13 protein-coding genes are annotated in these 15,116 nt (G+C 70.1%); 6 read left to right on the top strand and 7 right to left on the bottom strand.

All coding sequences use genetic code 11. The features are described from left to right. The first annotated feature begins 63 nt into the window (after positions 1-63). The gene (locus SD626R_RS03965; RefSeq protein ID WP_241996692.1) at positions 64-1,692 is read left to right on the top strand and encodes a DUF7827 domain-containing protein; all 1,629 of its coding nucleotides are present in this window, start codon (positions 64-66) and stop codon (positions 1,690-1,692) included. Positions 1,693-1,840: 148 nt separating this feature from the next. Here SD626R_RS03965 and SD626R_RS03960 read toward each other — a convergent pair whose 3' ends face one another. The 6 genes from SD626R_RS03960 to SD626R_RS03935 form a co-directional block, all read right to left on the bottom strand. Continuing rightward, on the bottom strand, positions 1,841-3,430 hold the full coding sequence (locus SD626R_RS03960; protein WP_137782602.1) for a hypothetical protein: 1,590 nt from the start codon (positions 3,428-3,430) through the stop codon (positions 1,841-1,843). A 192-nt stretch (positions 3,431-3,622) separates the two neighbouring features. Further along, the gene (locus SD626R_RS03955) at positions 3,623-4,951 is read right to left on the bottom strand and encodes an ABC transporter ATP-binding protein (protein ID WP_092563792.1); all 1,329 of its coding nucleotides are present in this window, start codon (positions 4,949-4,951) and stop codon (positions 3,623-3,625) included. Further along, on the bottom strand, positions 4,948-6,159 hold the full coding sequence (locus SD626R_RS03950) for an ABC transporter ATP-binding protein (RefSeq protein ID WP_092563789.1): 1,212 nt from the start codon (positions 6,157-6,159) through the stop codon (positions 4,948-4,950). Before SD626R_RS03950 ends, SD626R_RS03955 begins: the two co-directional genes overlap by 4 nt. Then, the gene (locus SD626R_RS03945; RefSeq protein WP_092563786.1) at positions 6,156-7,175 is read right to left on the bottom strand and encodes an ABC transporter permease; all 1,020 of its coding nucleotides are present in this window, start codon (positions 7,173-7,175) and stop codon (positions 6,156-6,158) included. The genes SD626R_RS03950 and SD626R_RS03945 overlap by 4 nt, the downstream gene beginning before the upstream one ends. Further along, complete coding sequence (locus SD626R_RS03940; protein ID WP_092563783.1) at positions 7,175-8,167, bottom strand: ABC transporter permease; 993 nt, start codon at positions 8,165-8,167, stop codon at positions 7,175-7,177. The genes SD626R_RS03945 and SD626R_RS03940 overlap by 1 nt, the downstream gene beginning before the upstream one ends. A 29-nt stretch (positions 8,168-8,196) precedes the next feature. Beyond that, positions 8,197-9,774 (bottom strand): ABC transporter substrate-binding protein, encoded by a 1,578-nt coding sequence (locus tag SD626R_RS03935; RefSeq protein WP_394324696.1) that lies wholly within the window; start codon positions 9,772-9,774, stop codon positions 8,197-8,199. 191 nt (positions 9,775-9,965) lie between these two features. Here SD626R_RS03935 and SD626R_RS03930 point away from each other — a divergent pair, with 191 nt between their 5' ends. The 5 genes from SD626R_RS03930 to SD626R_RS03910 all read left to right on the top strand — a co-directional run bounded on the left by SD626R_RS03930 (position 9,966) and on the right by SD626R_RS03910 (position 13,573). After that, positions 9,966-10,424, top strand: coding sequence for a DUF7529 family protein (locus tag SD626R_RS03930; protein ID WP_092563777.1), 459 nt, complete (start codon positions 9,966-9,968; stop codon positions 10,422-10,424). Positions 10,425-10,509: 85 nt separating this feature from the next. Beyond that, positions 10,510-11,223, top strand: coding sequence for a phosphoribosyltransferase family protein (locus tag SD626R_RS03925; RefSeq protein WP_092563774.1), 714 nt, complete (start codon positions 10,510-10,512; stop codon positions 11,221-11,223). 124 nt (positions 11,224-11,347) lie between these two features. Then, on the top strand, positions 11,348-12,727 hold the full coding sequence (locus SD626R_RS03920; protein WP_092563771.1) for an NCS2 family permease: 1,380 nt from the start codon (positions 11,348-11,350) through the stop codon (positions 12,725-12,727). Between the two features lie 94 nt (positions 12,728-12,821). Continuing rightward, positions 12,822-13,076: a glutathione S-transferase N-terminal domain-containing protein gene (locus SD626R_RS03915; protein WP_092563768.1), complete on the top strand. Its 255-nt coding sequence runs from the start codon at positions 12,822-12,824 to the stop codon at positions 13,074-13,076. Positions 13,077-13,159: 83 nt separating this feature from the next. Beyond that, on the top strand, positions 13,160-13,573 hold the full coding sequence (locus SD626R_RS03910) for a DUF192 domain-containing protein (RefSeq protein ID WP_176697261.1): 414 nt from the start codon (positions 13,160-13,162) through the stop codon (positions 13,571-13,573). 30 nt (positions 13,574-13,603) lie between these two features. Here SD626R_RS03910 and SD626R_RS03905 read toward each other — a convergent pair whose 3' ends face one another. Beyond that, positions 13,604-15,097: an ATP-binding protein gene (locus tag SD626R_RS03905; protein ID WP_092563762.1), complete on the bottom strand. Its 1,494-nt coding sequence runs from the start codon at positions 15,095-15,097 to the stop codon at positions 13,604-13,606. Between the last annotated feature and the right edge of the window lie 19 nt (positions 15,098-15,116).

Genomic DNA, 15,116 nt, shown 5'->3' with positions numbered 1-15,116 from the left:
GACCGTTCTCGAAACCCCGTCACAGAAAGTATTTACCCGCGACAACGGTAGAACAGGATAGTCATGGACACACGTCTCACCCTCGCGGCGGTCCTCCTCGTCGGTGTCGCGGGGATCGCCGCGCCGCTCGCCGCCCCCGCGGCGGCGCAGTCCGAGCCCGCCGTCGGCTTCGGCGACGCTCGGACGACGGTGGCGCAGGGTGACGTCGCGACGATCGACCTCCAGCTGCGCAACGCCGACCGAGCCACCCTCCAGATCAACGCGGCCAGCCTGCCGTACCGGGCGACGCTCCGCATGCACGACGGCGATGGCGACGGGACCGTCCGCGTCCGCGCCAACACCTTCCACGGGGAGGGCGTCGACGACGACGAGCGATTCACCGCGGCCGGCGACGCGGACGAGGCCCGGCTCCTCGCCGAGGCGAACCCGCCGGAGGGGGCCGTCCTCGACACCGGGCGTTACAACCTGATCGTCTCGACCGCCGAGACGAGCGTCGCAGCCGTGCTCGCTGTCGAGGAACCGACCCCGGGTGGCAGCAACGCGACCGTCGTCGCCCCGGACGCCGCGCCCGACGCGGGAGCGAGCGACTCCGAAACGACGACGGACGGCTCTGGTGACGCGAGCGCGGACGGCGTGACGATCGAGGCGAACGCGGCCGAGCCCCTCTCCGCCGCCCGCAGCGACCGGGTTCTGACTGAGTTCGCCGTCGGCGGGATCGGCGGGATCCTCGAATCGCCCGCGCCCGCGAGCAACCTCGTGTTCGTCGACGACAGCGCTCCCGGCGCGCGGACGACCCACGCGCTTGGGACGACTCCCGAAGATGACGTCTCGGTGCGGGCGGTGACGATCGACTACGGCGTCGACGACGGCGCGCCGCCGCGGACCGTCCACCAGTTCTCCCGAGACGACATCGAGGCGATCGGGGTCGACGAGACGGGCGACGGCTACGTGGACCGCTCGGCGGGGATCGCGATCCAGAACATCCGGACGAGCACCGACGGTCACGTGACGCTCACGTTCGACCGGCCGATCCCCGTCGCGAGCAACCAGACGTTCCGGCTGGCCTACGCGATGGAGAACCCCGAGGTCACCGGGCCACAGGCCGTGAGCGTCGCGCTCGACGGCGAGCGGACCACCCATCGCGAGCGCGGGACCGTGCTGTACGGGCCCGCGGGCCAGGGCACGCTCGGGTACGGCGTCGATCTCCGCCTGACGGCGGCGAACGGCGAGGGACCGACCGCGCCGCTCGCGGCGGTCGAGACCGCGTACGACGCGGACGCCGGCGGGCTCGTCGCGATGGTCGACACGGACGCGCTCGCGACCGAGGAGTACGCCGTGGAGCTGACCGTCGGCGAGGCCGCCCCGGAGCCGGTGCCGCGCGTCTCGCTGCGCGAGCCGTTCGCCGTCGTCGAGCCCGACGCCGAGTTCACGGACCGGTCCGTGGGCGACGACTCGCAGCTCTCCGTGACCGCGGACACCAACCTCGCGCCGGAGGGCTCGGTCATCGTCCGCGTGGAGGCCGACGAGTCGGGCGGCGGCATCAGTCAGGTCCTCAACTGCGTGGCCACGGTGGAGTCCGACGGGTCGGTCAGCTGCGAGTTCGATCTCTCGAAGTCAGCGAGCGACTTCGACATCGAGGTCTCGATTAAGCGTGATGGCTCCGTCATCGCCGGGCCGGTCGAGTACAACTAGCCGGATACGGCGTCCTGATTTCGCCGTCCGTCGCTTCGGTTCGGCCGAGATCGCTTCGGCGCTCCTGCGTCAGCACTTTTCGGGACGGACACGGTGATCGTCGCGAGGAGGGGGGCGGTCGTTTCGTGACAGTCGCCGTGGGGACGCGCTACACCCGGTGTCCGAGCAGATACGTCGCTCCCACGACGACGACACCGCCGAGCGCCTCGCGGGTTCGGATCGGAACGAGCGCGGGGCCGCCCTGCTCCGTCGACTCCTCGTCACCGTCCGTCGGCGCGTCGCCGCCGCCGGTCGCCGCGCTCACGACGCCGCTCGACTCGTCGTCCGATCCGGACTCGTCCCCGGCGTTTCCGTCGCCTTCGGTTCCGTTAACGGCGGACGCGTCCGTCGCTCCCTCCTCGTCGGACTCGGCTGAGGTACTGACCGCCGGCGTGATCGACCGGGAGTACTGTCCGTGATCGTACGCGACGATGAGATTGACGACCGTTTCGTCGGGCACGGCCGCGAGCGTGCGGTCGAACTCGACGGTCGTCGTAGTGGGCGCGCCCGCCTCGTAGACCCGAGCGATGTCGAGCCGCTCGCCGGACCGCGTGTCGATCGATTCCAGCGTCACGCGGTTGATCCGCGCCTCCGAGACGTTCCCGGCGACCCGGACCGTCTCGGCGGTCGCGTTGGTCGCGTTCTCCGTGACCGACACGCGCGGGGTCGGGTCGTACTCGACGGTGAACGTCCGCTCCTGAACGTTGCCGGCGGAGTCCTCGGCGACGAGGCGGAACTCGTTGTCGTCGTTGTCGTCGTAGAGGTCGATCGCCGCGTCGAACTCGTACGAGAGCCGCTCCGGGTCCGGCTCGGGGTCGCTACCGGTCAACAGGACCCGCGACGCGTTGTTGCTGGTGCGGTTGATCGCCACCCGGTGGAGCTTCGTCTCGTCGCGGACCGTCCCGCGGACGCGAACCGAGTCGGTGTAGCTCTCGTTCGGCGCGTCGAGGGTGACGACCGGGTCCGTCGCGTCGTCGACGACGAGCCGGAACGAGTCCTCGTTCGTCCGGCCGTTCGAGTCGGTGTACCGGGCGACGATCTCGTTCGTCCCGTTACCGAGCAGCAGGTCCTGCGAGAACGAGTCGCCCGGGTCCGAGATGCGGTGCAGCTCTCGGTCGGTCCGGGTTGTCTGGTTTGAGACGTTATAGACGTGCGTTCGCTCGATCCGGATCCGCTCGACGTCCGACGCCGTGTGGAGCGTACCGGCCAGCGTCACCTGGCCGCCGGAGACGTTGGTCTCGTTGTCCGGACCGCCGAGGACGCTCGTGGAGAACGGGGAGCTGTAGCTGACCCGCGGCGCGGCGGTGTGTTTCGTCAGCGTCGTCTCGAAGGAGGTCACGCCGTCGCCTCTCGCGATCACCTCGACCGCGTTCTCGTTCGGGTCGAGGTCGAGATCGACGCGCCGATCGAACGACCGAGATTCGGGTCGGTAAGAGTGACGGATCTCCCCGTCGACGCGGATCTCGATCAGGTCGATCGTCGCGTTCGAGCTGACGCTGACGTTCACCGTCGGATCCGCCATGACGACGAGCTCGCCGCCGTCGACGAGCGGCTCGCCGTCGACCGTCGCGTCGATCGTCGGCGCCGTCTGCGCCGTCGCGGGTCCCGTTCCGACGCCGACACCGACGAGCGAGAGACAGAGGGCGAGACAGAGGGCGGTACGGAGCGCGCGGTGCGACGGTGTCGTGTCCGGGATCATGTGAAGCGAGTCGCCGGATCGGGTCGGTTGCGTCCGATTCGGCCTGTACACGCGGTCGGTCGCCTCGTCGACGGTTAACTGTAGTGCGCCAGTTATCGAACCCGATATCTGAACGCGCCCCGAGCGCGGGATCGTCGGCGACGGTGTACCCGACGACTCGAAGCGGGCCCGGACCGTCGCCCGCGGAACCGCTCAGTCCTCCGCGCCGTCACCCGCGGCGCGGGCGTTCTCCCCGATCGGATCGCTCTCCCAGTAGGCGTGGTCGTCGTCCGCGCGGAAACACGTCGCCGAGCGCCGCTCGCCGACGTCGTACGCCGGCGGCGCCGACTCGCGACAGGCCGCCCGCGCCTCCGGACACCGCGTGTGGAACCGGCAGCCGGCGGGCGGATTCCGGGGCGAGGGCACGTCGCCGCGAAGTGTCTCGAACCCCTCGTCGCGGTCATCGGTCGTCACCCGCGGGACGCTCGACAGCAGCGCCCGCGTGTACGGGTGCGCCGGGTCCGCGAAGAGCTCGTCGACCGGTCCCGTCTCGACGATCTCGCCGAGGTACATGACGGCGACGCGATCGCAGATGTGGCGCACGACGCTCAGGTTATGCGCGATGAAGAGGTACGTGAGCCCGAACTCATCCTGGAGGTCGTCGAGCAGGTTGAGGATCTGCGCCTGCACCGACACGTCGAGCGCCGAGACGGGCTCGTCGAGGACGATAAACTCCGGGTCGACGGCGAGCGCCCGCGCGATCCCGATCCGCTGGCGCTGCCCGCCGGAGAACTCGTGCGGGTAGCGGTCGATCTGGTCGGCCGAGAGCCCGACGCGTTCGAGCAGGCTCCCGGCGCGAGCCCGGCGGATCTGTCGGTCGGAGGCGTCGACGGAGACCGTCACGACGACGCCGTCCTCGATCGACTCGACGGTCGTTCCGAGCAGGTCGGGCTCCCGGTCGATCTCGGCGACGATCCCCTCCTCGGCCTCGCGGACGGTGACGGCGACCCGCGCGACCCTCTGTTCGGCGTCGACGACGCGATCGACGTCGTCGTCGACGCGAACCGCGACGTCCCCGGCGCTGAGGGAGTCGCCCTCGACGGTCACGTCGGCGACCGCCTCGACGGTCGGATCGCTCCGCGGGAGCCCGTGGATCCGGAGCCCCTCGGTAACGATGTCGCCGGCGGTCATACGCGGGTCGAGACTGGAGAACGGGTCCTGAAAGACGATCTGCGCGCGCTTGCGGAACTCCGTCAGCTCCGCGTCGGTCAGCTCCGACAGGTCTCGTCCGTCGAAGGCGACCCGGCCCTCGGTGGCCTCGCGCAGGCGGAGCACGGTCTCGCCCGTGGTCGACTTGCCGCAGCCGGACTCGCCGACGAGCCCGAGCGTCTCGCCCTCCGCGACCTCGAAGGAGACGCCGTCGACGGCCTTCACGCTCTCCGCCTCCGCGCCGAGCAGCCGGTCGAGCAGCGACCGTTCGTCCGCGTAGTACTTCCGGAGCCCCTCGACGGCGAGGAGGGGAGCGTCGGGAGCGTCGCTCACTCCGCGTCACCCCCGAAGTGGTCCTCGGGGAGCGCCTCGCTCGGGTCGTAGGGGCGGTCCGCGAGGACGCATTTCGCCCCGTGTTCGGCGTCGGCGTCCACGACGCGCTCGGCGGGCTTCTCCAGACACGACTCCATCGCCTTCGGGCAGCGGTCGGCGAAGTAACACCGGTCGTCCATCTCGGCGTCGATCAGGCCGGGGACGTTGCCCTCGATCGGTTGGAGCCGCGGCCGCGGGTCCTCCAGGTCGGGGATCGACCCCAGGAGGCCCTCCGTGTACGGGTGGACGGAGTCGTCGAACACGGCGTCGAGCGTCCCGCGCTCCACGACCTCGCCGGCGTACATCACGCAGACCCGGTCGCACATCTCCGCGATGACGCCGAGGTCGTGGGTAATGAGAACAATGCTCATCCCGCGCTCCGCCTGGACCTCCCGCAGGAGGTTGAGGATCTGCGCCTGGATCGTCACGTCGAGCGCGGTCGTCGGCTCGTCCGCGATCAGCACGTCGGGCTCGCCGGCCAGCGCCTGCGCGATCATGGCGCGCTGGAGCATCCCGCCGGAGAACTCGCCGGGGTACTCGTCGACGCGCTCGGCGGGGTCGGGGATCCCGACCCGTTCGAGCAGTTCGACGGCGCGCTCGGTGCTCTCGTCGCTGGTGTAGCCGCGGCCGGGGACGATCCCGTCGATGAGGTACTGCCCGAGCCCGTACCCCTGCGTCCGCGACCGCGTCGACCGCGGGTTCGCGTTCGCGCGCCGCTGGACCTCGACCGCCTCGGCGATCTGCTCGCCGACCGTGATCGAGGGGTTGAAGCTGCTCATCGGGTCCTGGAAGATGGTGCTGAACGACGGGCCGCGGAGCGACCGCCGGACGCGCGGCGGCACCGTCCGGAGGTCGACGTGGTCGCCGTCGACGCCGACCGCGTCGTCCGCGCGGAACTCGTCGGCGAGGTCGGGGTCTCGGTACCAGATCTCGCCCTCCGTGATCCGCCCCGGCGACTCGACGAGGTCGATGAGCGACAGCGCGGTCACCGACTTCCCGGAGCCGGACTCGCCGACGATGCCGAGGATCTCGTTGTCACGGAGGTCGAACGAGACCGACTCGACGGCGTTGACCTGCCCCTCCTCGGTGAAAAAACGGGTCGAGAGGTCCTCGACCGAGAGCACGTCGTCGCTCCGGAGCGCGGGGGCGGCCCGCGCGCCGCGGCTCATGCCGCACCTCCTTCGCCCTCGATGCCCGGGTCGAGCGAGTCGCGGAGCCAGTCGCCGAGGAGGTTGATCCCGATCACGGAGAACATGATAGCGAGGCCGGGAAGCGACGCGATCCACCACTGTCCCGACGAGATGTAGTCGCGCCCCTGCGCGATGTCGAAGCCCCACGAGAGCGTCGTCCCGGAGAAACCGAGGAACGACAGGGAGCTCTCCAGGAGGATGATCGCCGCCACCTGCACGGTACCGAGGACGATGATCGGAGTGATCGCGTTCGGGAGGACGTGGTTCCAGATGATCGCGGTGTCGTCGGCGCCGAGCGCTCGGGAGGCCTTGACGTACTCCTGCCCGCGTAAGGAGAGCGCCTCCCCGCGGGCGACGCGGGCGAACCACACCCAGTTGACGAGGCCGACGACGAGCACCACGGTGATCGGGAGCACGAAGCTCTCCGGCATCCCGGGCGCGAGCCCGGCGACGACGAAGGGGTCGGGGACGTTGACCGCCGCGCGCCCCCAGAGCCCGATGAGCGCGACGGCCAACACGAGCGAGGGGAACGCGAGGCTCACGTCGGCGATCCGCATCAGGACGTCGTCGACGTTCCCGCGGTGGTACCCCGCGAACAGCCCGACCGGGACGCCGACGAGCCCCGCGAGGAGCGTCCCGAGCACGCCGACGACCAGCGAGGTCCGGGCGCCGTAGACGATCCGCGAGAGCATGTCGCGGCCGAGGCTGTCGGTGCCGAGCGGGTGCGCCGCGTCGGGGGTGACCTCGACGGTCTCCGTCACCGTCTGTATCTCCCCGTCGACCATCTGCGAGGTCGTCCGCTCTGTGGTCTCGCTGAAGCCGAGCGGGGGGAGCTCGCTCTGGTCGAGCTGCTGTTCGGTGGGGTCGTGCGGCGCGATAAAGGGCGCGAACGCGGCGGTAACGAGGATCCCGACCACGAGCACCAGGCCGATCTTCGCGAGCGCGCTGTTCCTGAACTCCGTCTTGAGATTGCGGATGACACGTGCGGAAACCATCAGTCGTTCACCACTTGGGGGTCGAGGTACGCGTAGACGGCGTCGACGAGGACGTTCACGAAGACGAAGCTGGTGCCGATGACGATGAGGCTCCCCTGTAACACCGGCCAGTCGCGGGTGTTGATGCTCTCGATGACGAGGGTGCCGAGCCCCGGCCACGAGAACACCGCCTCGGTGATGACCGCGCCGCCGATCAGCGTGCCGAGCTGGAGCCCGAGCACCGTGATGACCGGGATGAGCGTGTTCCGGAGCGCGTGCTTGTACCGGACCAGCGTCTGCGGGAGCCCCTTCGCCTGCGCGGCCTGGACGTACCCCTTGCTGAGCTCGTCCAACATCCCGGAGCGGGTGAGCCGCGTGATGAGCGCCATGAAGTACGTCCCCAGCGCGATCGCGGGGAGCGTGATGTACGCGAGCCACGCGAGCAGCGTGCCGACGAACGGCTCGGCCCCGATCAGCGACAGCGCCACGTCGCCGACGTCGACCCCGCGGCCGCTGGTGTTGAAGACGTCGAACTCCACCGCGAAGACCAGGATGAGCATGATCCCGAGCCAGAAGTTCGGCGTGCTGATCCCGCCGAGCGAGAGCAGCGTCGCGCCGTAGTCGACCGGCTCGTTGCGCCGGGTCGCGCTGAGCACGCCGAGCGGGATCGAGAGGACGATGGCGACGACGCTCGCGGCGAGCGCGAGCTCCACCGTCGCGGGCAGCCGCGCGAACACGAGCCCGGCGACCTCCTGTCCGCGGATGTACGAAAATCCCATGTCACCGCGGAGCAGGTCGGAGACGTACTGCCCGTACTGGACGTACAGCGGCTGGTCTAAGCCGAGCTCCGCGGCGATCGCCTGTCGGGTCTCCTGGTCCGCGTCGAGCGGTGCGACCGCGTTGATAGCGCTGCCCGGCGTGACGAACCGGAGGGCGAACACGACGGTGACGACCCCCCAGACGACGCCGAGCCCCTGGAGGCTGCGTTTGAGTACGAATCTACCGAATGACATTGATGGCTGTCTGCGGGGGTCGACTCGCGTTACTGCCGGGTGGCCGTGTCGGGATCGATGAACTCGTCGGCCCGCGGCTCCCACGAGATGTCGCTGGAGACGCCGTAGACGCTGAACTGCTGGTGCATGAACACCCACGGAGCGAGGTCGTGGGCCAGCCGGTTCGCCTCCTGGAGGATGTCGACGCGCTCGTCCGGGTCCTGCGTCGCCTCGGCGTCGGCGAGCAGCCCGTCGAGCTCCTCGTTTTCCAGTACCGTGAGCGCGCCCTCGGAGGAGAGCAGGGGCGTCAGCGTCTGACTCCCGTCGAACTCGCCGTTCCCCCACCCGAGGAGGTTGAACCGCGGCCGGTCCTCGATGTTCGGGGCGGTCACGTCCTGCACGAGCGAGGAGAACTCCCGCTGTTCGAGTTCACAGGAGACGTTCGACAGCGAGTCGATCTGGCTCGCCGCGGCCTGCGCGATCTCCACGTCGCCGAGGTAGCGGCCGATCGGCGTCTCCAGCGTGATCTCGACGCCGGCGTGGCCGGACTCCTCGACCAGCCGCTCCGCCTCGTCCGGGTCGTACGGGTACGGCTCAATCTCCGGGTCGTGACCGACGTGTCCTTCGAGGGTCGGCTGGGCGGTGATCGAGCCGAACCCGTTGAGGACGTCCTCGACGATGCTCTCGACGTCGACGGCGTAGTTCATCGCCTGTCGGAACTGCTGGCTGGAGAACGGCTCCACGTCGTAGCGCATCTGCAGGAAGATGATCCGCGCGCTCGCCACGGAGTTGATCCCGGCGACGTCGGAACTCTCGACGCGGGAGACCTCCTGGGGCGGGACGTTGGTCACGATGTCCGACTCCTCGGCGAGCAGGCGGTTCACGCGCGTGCTCGACTCGCTGGAGGCCCCCATCGTGAGCTCGTCGACCGGGTTCGCCTCGCCCCAGTACTCCTCGTTGGGCTCGTAGGCGACCTGGTTCCCCGAGTCGTACTCGGTGACGACGAACGGGCCGGTGCCGTTGGTGTTCTGGTTGATGTAGTTGCCGTCGTTCTCCTCGACCCACGACCGCTGCATGATCGGGCCGTTGGTCGCGAACAGCTGGAACGCGATGGGGTTGTACGAGGCGAAGTCGACGACGACCTCCCCGTCGCCCGGAACGACCTCGTCGATGGTGCCCAGGTCGTTCGACTGCGGGCTGACGATCCCGACGTCGTCGAAGACGATCCGCCGGATGCTGAACGCCACGTCTTCCGCCGTCAGCGGGTCGCCGTTGTGGAAGGTCACGCCCTCGCGGAGGACGAACCGGACGTTGCCGTCCTCGGTGCGCTCCCAGTCGGTGGCGAGCCCCTCGATGATGCCGCCCTCCTTGTCGCGGTCGAGCAGGCCCTCGTACACCTGGCCGACGATGATCTCCGTGTTCGTCTCCGCGTGGTCCTGCGGGTCGAGCCCGGAGTCCATCTGGCCCATGGTGACACCGATCTCGAAGGAGTCGCCGTCGCCGCCGTCCGATCCGTCACCGCCGTCTTCCCCGTCCGATCCGTCCGATCCGTCGCTGCCGTCGGAACCGTCGCTCCCCGAGCAGCCGGCGAGGCCGACCGCTGCCGCGGTGCCGGCGTAGGCGAGCATCGTCCGCCTGTTGACGCGATCGACGCTGTCAGGACTCATAGGGTATCACATACCAGGGAGCGTTATGAACCTAACGACGCGAACGCGCTCCGTGGCCCTCACGGCTCCCGATTTCCGGCGGGACGACCGGACAGCTGTTCTCGAGGCAGCGGCCGGACAGCTATTTCAGAGTCGGGCGGATCCACAGTGACATGGGACGGACCGATCCGGGCGAGCGCTGGGGAGACGTGGTCGCCGACACCGACGCGACGGCGACGGAGTACCGCGACCGGGGGTGGACGGCGGTCGCCGCTCACCCCGGCGACGTGAATACGGTCGCCGACGCGGCGCGGGTCGACGTGTTGCTGCCGGGGCCCGAGTTCGAAGCGGCGAACGAGGTCGTCGGCGACGCCGACATCGACGCGGTCCGGGTGTACGCCGCCGCGGCGGCGGGCGTCGAGTACCGGCTCGTCGTCGCGGAGGACGGGGACGCCGAGGTCGCCGTCTGCGTGCCGACGTACCTCGGCGCCGGCGAATTGGAGGGGCTCCGCGCGGCGGCCGACGCGGCCGGCGCCCTCACGGTCCGGCTCCGCCCGCTCGACGACCGGGATGTCGTCGAGATCGACGTGACCGAACCGACGGTCTTCCTCGACGCGACCGCGGGCGCCTGAGGCCGCCGTCGTCAACCACACGCGTGCGCATCTGACGCGGAGAACACTTCGACGTATTCATACTTGTGCGATCACGATCATCCGTATGAACCGAGCAGAGAAGGCGGCCCTCCAGCTGCAGGCGGTCGCCGTGCTGCGAATGTTGAAGCAGACGCGCACGTACGAGGAGCTCTCCGCGGTGACCGGCCTCCCGTCGGGCGACCTGAACCGGTACGTGAACGGGCACGTGCTCCCCGGCGCCGACCGGGCGAGCGAGGTCGTCGAGGCGGTGGGGCGCGAGGCGCTCGCCGACGAGCTGATCGCTCGCGTCGAGTTCGACGACGAGGGGTACGTCGACAACTCCGGCGTCGTCTTCGACCAGTCGTTCCTCGACCTGGTCGCGCCCGTCGCCGCGGAGACGTTCGCCTTCGAGTCGCCCGACGTCGTCCTCACCGCCGCCACCGACGGGATCACCCTCGGCGCGGCGATGGCCTCCTTCTTCGACGCGCGCCTCGCGTACGCCAAGAAGTCGAAGGAGACCGCCGTCGAGGAGTTCATCGAGTCGCGCCAGCGGCTCGCCTCCGGGATCGAACTCACCTACTACCTGCCCGCCAGCGCTATCGACGCCGGCGACACCGTCCTCGTCGTCGACGACCTGATCCGGTCCGGCGAGACCCAGGAGCTCCTCCTCGACATCGCCCTCCAGGCCGACGCCGACGTCACCGGCGTGTTCACCCTCATCGCCGTCGGCGACGAGGGGATGGAGCGCGCGCGGGAGATCACGGACGCCCCGGTCGGCGCGCTGACGACGTTCGAGTAGGCACGTTCGACCAGTATTTTTCGGTTTACCGGGTGAGAAGTCGCCAAAATATACATGTTAGTGGATACATCTCGGTTTCGTTCAGCAAGGCTTATGTGGAGATACTGACGAGCCATGTCCGTACATGGGCCTTTCAGACGCGCTGGCGGCGCGGTTCGACGTGGAGTCGCACGGGTCGGACGTCCGGACCGAGGTGATCGCCGGGCTCACGACGTTCCTCGCGATGTCGTACATCATCGTGGTCAACCCCACGATCCTCTCGAACGCGATCCAGATAGAGGGGTACAGCCAGGGAGAGGTGATCCAGATGATCGCCATCGCCACGGTGCTCTCCTCCGCGGTGGCGACGCTGGTGATGGCGTTTTACGCCAACCGGCCGTTCGGGCTCGCGCCCGGACTCGGCCTCAACGCCTTCTTCGCGTTCACCGTCGTGTTGGGGCTCGGCATCCGGTGGCAGACGGCGCTGGCCGCCGTCTTCGTCGAGGGCGTGCTGTTCATGTTGCTCACCGCGGTCGGCGCCCGCGAGTACGTCATCCGGCTGTTCCCCGAGCCGGTCAAGCGGTCGGTCGGGGCCGGGATCGGACTCTTCCTGCTGTTCATCGGGTTCCAAGAGCTCCAGCTCGTCGTCAACGACGACGCGACGCTCGTCGCGCTCGGGAACGTCTTCGCGAACCCGTGGGCGATCCTCGGCGTGCTCGGCCTCGTGTTGACGTTCGTGCTGTGGGCGCGGAACGTGACGGGAGCGATCATCGTCGGCGTCCTCACCACCGCGCTCGCGGGGTGGGCGCTCACCCTCGGCGGCGTGTTCGCCCGCGGGACGGTCACGCCCGAGTCGCTCCCCTCCGCGCAGTACGACATCACGCCGCTGGCGGGCGCGTTCGTCGAGGGGCTCTCCGGTATCGACCCGCTCACGTTCGTCCTGGTCGTGTTCACGTTCTTCTTCGTCGACTTCTTCGACACCGCGGGGACGCTCATCGGCGTCTCGCAGTTCGGCGACTTCCTCGACGACGACGGCGACCTCCCCGACATGGACCGGCCGCTGATGGCCGACGCGGTCGGGACCACGTTCGGCGCGGTGCTCGGTACCTCGACCGTGACGACGTACATCGAGTCGTCGACCGGCGTCGAGGAGGGGGGCCGCACCGGGCTGACCGCGCTGGTCGTCGCCCTCCTCTTCCTCGCGTCGCTCGCCGCGATCCCCGTCGTCGCCGCGATCCCGGCGTACGCCTCCTTCATCGCGCTGATCGTCGTCGGCGTGATGATGCTCCAGGGGCTCGTCGAGGTCGACTGGACCGACCCGGCGTGGGCCGTCTCCGCGGGGCTCACCGTCACCGTGATGCCGTTCGCCTACTCCATCGCCGACGGGCTCGCCGCCGGTATCGTCTCGTACCCGCTGATCAAGGTCGCGATCGGCGAGGCCGACGACGTCGCGCTCGGGCAGTACGTCATCGCGGCGCTGCTCGCCGCCTACTACGTCCTCTCGACCGCCGGCTACATCCTGTAGGGCGGGCGCGCGGCGGCGGACCGAACCGCCGCCAGTGCGCGCCGCGCGCACCGTCCACCGTACTTCTTTACGCGTCTACGCCGTAGGAGGGGTGATGGCAAACCTGACGCTCTACGAACTGGAGGGCTGCCCGTACTGCGCGAAGGTGAAGACGAAGCTCGCCGACCTCGACTTGGAGTACGAGTCGGTGATGGTGCCGCGCTCGCACTCCGAGCGCACCGAGGTGGAGGAGGTCAGCGGCCAGACCGGCGCGATCGTCCTCGTCGACGAGGCGAACGGGGTCGAGGGGATGCCCGAGAGCGACGACATCGTCGAGTACCTCGAAGAGACGTACGGAAGCGCGAGCTGAGCCGACAGGGACGTCGCGACCGCCGCCGCCCCGACGGCGCCCCGCCGTCCCGATCGCGAGGCTATTTATCCGACGCCCGCCACGTGCCCAGCGTGCGACTCGTCCACCGCAGCGGGGCGTCCGAGGGCGGCTCGGGGGCCGACGGCGACACTGAGACGACCGACGGCACCGACCGCGATCCGACCGTCCTCGCGAGCGACGTCGACGTCGCCCGGTCGACGCTTCAACAGGCCCGCGGGCTGATGTTCAGGCGCTCCGTTCCCGACGGCTACGCGCTCGTGTTCCCGTTCGAGGAGGTCGACACGCGGTGGCTCCACATGCTGTTCGTCCCGTTCGCGATCGACGCGCTGTGGCTCGTCGACGGCGAGGTGACCGAGCGGACGCGGCTCGCCCCGTTCGTCGGGCTGGGTCGGGGGCGGGCCGACACGGTCGTCGAACTCCCCGCGGGCGCGGCCGACGGGGTCGCCGTCGGCGACGAGGTCCGGGTCGTCGACTGATCGGGGCGGCGGCCGGAGGCGGGTCGGACCCTATTCCCCGTCCGGCGTGCGGAGCTCGATCTCGATCCGCGTGCCGCCGGCCTTACTCTCGCCGATGTCGAAGCCCCCGCCGCCGGCGCTGACGATCCAGTTGACGTACCACAGTCCCAGCCCGCTGGCGTGCTCCAGCGGCGTCTCCTCGCCGGTGAGTACCGCGCGCTCGGCGGGCGGGATCCCCGGGCCGTCGTCGGCGACGACCAGGGAGGTCCACGAGTCGCTGGGGAGCTCGGCGGCCGTGACGCTCACCGAGGGGCGGTCGGCGTCGCCGTGCCGGATCGCGTTGTCGACGAGCTCCGCGATCGCCTCGGCGAGGTAGCCCACGGCCGACACCGTGATCCCCGCCGGGACGTCGACCTCGATGTCCGCGCGCTCGCGGAGCTCCGGCGGGAGCGACGCGAGGGCCTCCTCGACCGCGTCCGCGAGGTCCGTCGGCCGTGGGGCCGGTCGATCGGCGAGCAGCCGCTCGACCCGACGGGAGGTCTCTCCGACGCGCAACAGCCGCTCGGCGGTGTCGACGACGCGCTCCAGCTCGGCGGCGAGCTCCGGGTCGTCGACCTCGGCGATCGCGCGCTCGGTGAACCCCGTGACGACGTTGAGGTCGTTCCGGAAGTTGTGGCGGAGCACCCGCGTCAACACGGCGAGCCGCTCCTCCCGGAGCGACGCCTCGGTGATGTCCTCGCCGACCCCGACCGCGCCGACGACCTCGTCGCCGTCGGTGACCGGACCGAGCGAGAGGCGGTACGGGACGCGCTCGCCGGAGCGGGTGACGAGCGTCGCCTCGCAGTCGGCGCCGCGCCCCTCGCCGTAGACGGACTGAAGCGCGTCGGCGACGGCGTCGCGGGTCTCGTCGTCGAACAGCGACGTCAGCGCGGTGGCCGACAGCGCCTCGCCCTCGTAGCCGACGTCCGCGGCGAGCCGGTCGTTCCACCGCGAGAGGGTGCCGCGCGCGGTACACTCGAACAGCGCGGCCGGAAGCGTCTCGGCGATCGCGTCGGTGGCCCGAAGCTGCGACCGGAGGCGCCGCTCGGCGGAGACCCGGTCGGTGACATCGGTCAGGCCGACGATCAGCCACTCGCGGTCGGCGACCGTCGCGGGGCGGACGGCGAGTTCGAGGCGCCGGAGCGGGGCGTCGGAGACGGTCCACTCGAACCGAACGACGTCGCCGCCGTCGCGCGCGGCGGCGGCCGACTCCCCGACCGGGTCGCCGGCGACGGTCGTCGCCGCCTCGCCGAGGTCGTCGAGCCCCATCAGCGTCAGCGTGCCGCGGTCGCGGTCGAGCAGGTCGGCGGCCGGGGCGTTTGCCGCGCGGATCGCGCGGCTCTCCGGATCACACACGAGCGTCGGGGTGGGGACCGCGCCGACGAACGAGCGGAGGACGGGCGGGGCCGTGTCGCCGACGGACGGGTCCTTCCCGGCCAAGTCGGCCTCGTCGCCGACCGGGAAGCCGCCGTCCGCGTCCCTGTTAGCCTCGCTGTCACGACCCATACATGATCGGTCAGACGAG

Origin of the sequence: Halorubrum sp. SD626R (assembly GCF_001261915.1) — an archaeon.
In the GTDB taxonomy this organism is placed as follows: Archaea; Halobacteriota; Halobacteria; order Halobacteriales; family Haloferacaceae; genus Halorubrum.
The sequence above is the reverse complement of the archived record's forward strand: the minus strand, read 5'-3'. Positions and strand labels throughout refer to the sequence as shown.

What these genes read in the sequence shown, in the direction of transcription:
- SD626R_RS03960 (WP_137782602.1), bottom strand. Translation starts at nt 3,430, where the DNA reads ATGATCCCGGACACGACACCGTCGCACCGCGCGCTCCGTACCGCCCTC.
- SD626R_RS03945 (WP_092563786.1), bottom strand. Translation starts at nt 7,175, where the DNA reads ATGGTTTCCGCACGTGTCATCCGCAATCTCAAGACGGAGTTCAGGAAC.
- SD626R_RS03915 (WP_092563768.1), top strand. Translation starts at nt 12,822, where the DNA reads ATGGCAAACCTGACGCTCTACGAACTGGAGGGCTGCCCGTACTGCGCG.
- SD626R_RS03930 (WP_092563777.1), top strand. Translation starts at nt 9,966, where the DNA reads ATGGGACGGACCGATCCGGGCGAGCGCTGGGGAGACGTGGTCGCCGAC.
- SD626R_RS03920 (WP_092563771.1), top strand. Translation starts at nt 11,348, where the DNA reads ATGGGCCTTTCAGACGCGCTGGCGGCGCGGTTCGACGTGGAGTCGCAC.
- SD626R_RS03965 (WP_241996692.1), top strand. Translation starts at nt 64, where the DNA reads ATGGACACACGTCTCACCCTCGCGGCGGTCCTCCTCGTCGGTGTCGCG.
- SD626R_RS03905 (WP_092563762.1), bottom strand. Translation starts at nt 15,097, where the DNA reads ATGGGTCGTGACAGCGAGGCTAACAGGGACGCGGACGGCGGCTTCCCG.
- SD626R_RS03940 (WP_092563783.1), bottom strand. Translation starts at nt 8,167, where the DNA reads ATGTCATTCGGTAGATTCGTACTCAAACGCAGCCTCCAGGGGCTCGGC.
- SD626R_RS03950 (WP_092563789.1), bottom strand. Translation starts at nt 6,159, where the DNA reads ATGAGCCGCGGCGCGCGGGCCGCCCCCGCGCTCCGGAGCGACGACGTG.
- SD626R_RS03925 (WP_092563774.1), top strand. Translation starts at nt 10,510, where the DNA reads ATGAACCGAGCAGAGAAGGCGGCCCTCCAGCTGCAGGCGGTCGCCGTG.
- SD626R_RS03935 (WP_394324696.1), bottom strand. Translation starts at nt 9,774, where the DNA reads ATGCTCGCCTACGCCGGCACCGCGGCAGCGGTCGGCCTCGCCGGCTGC.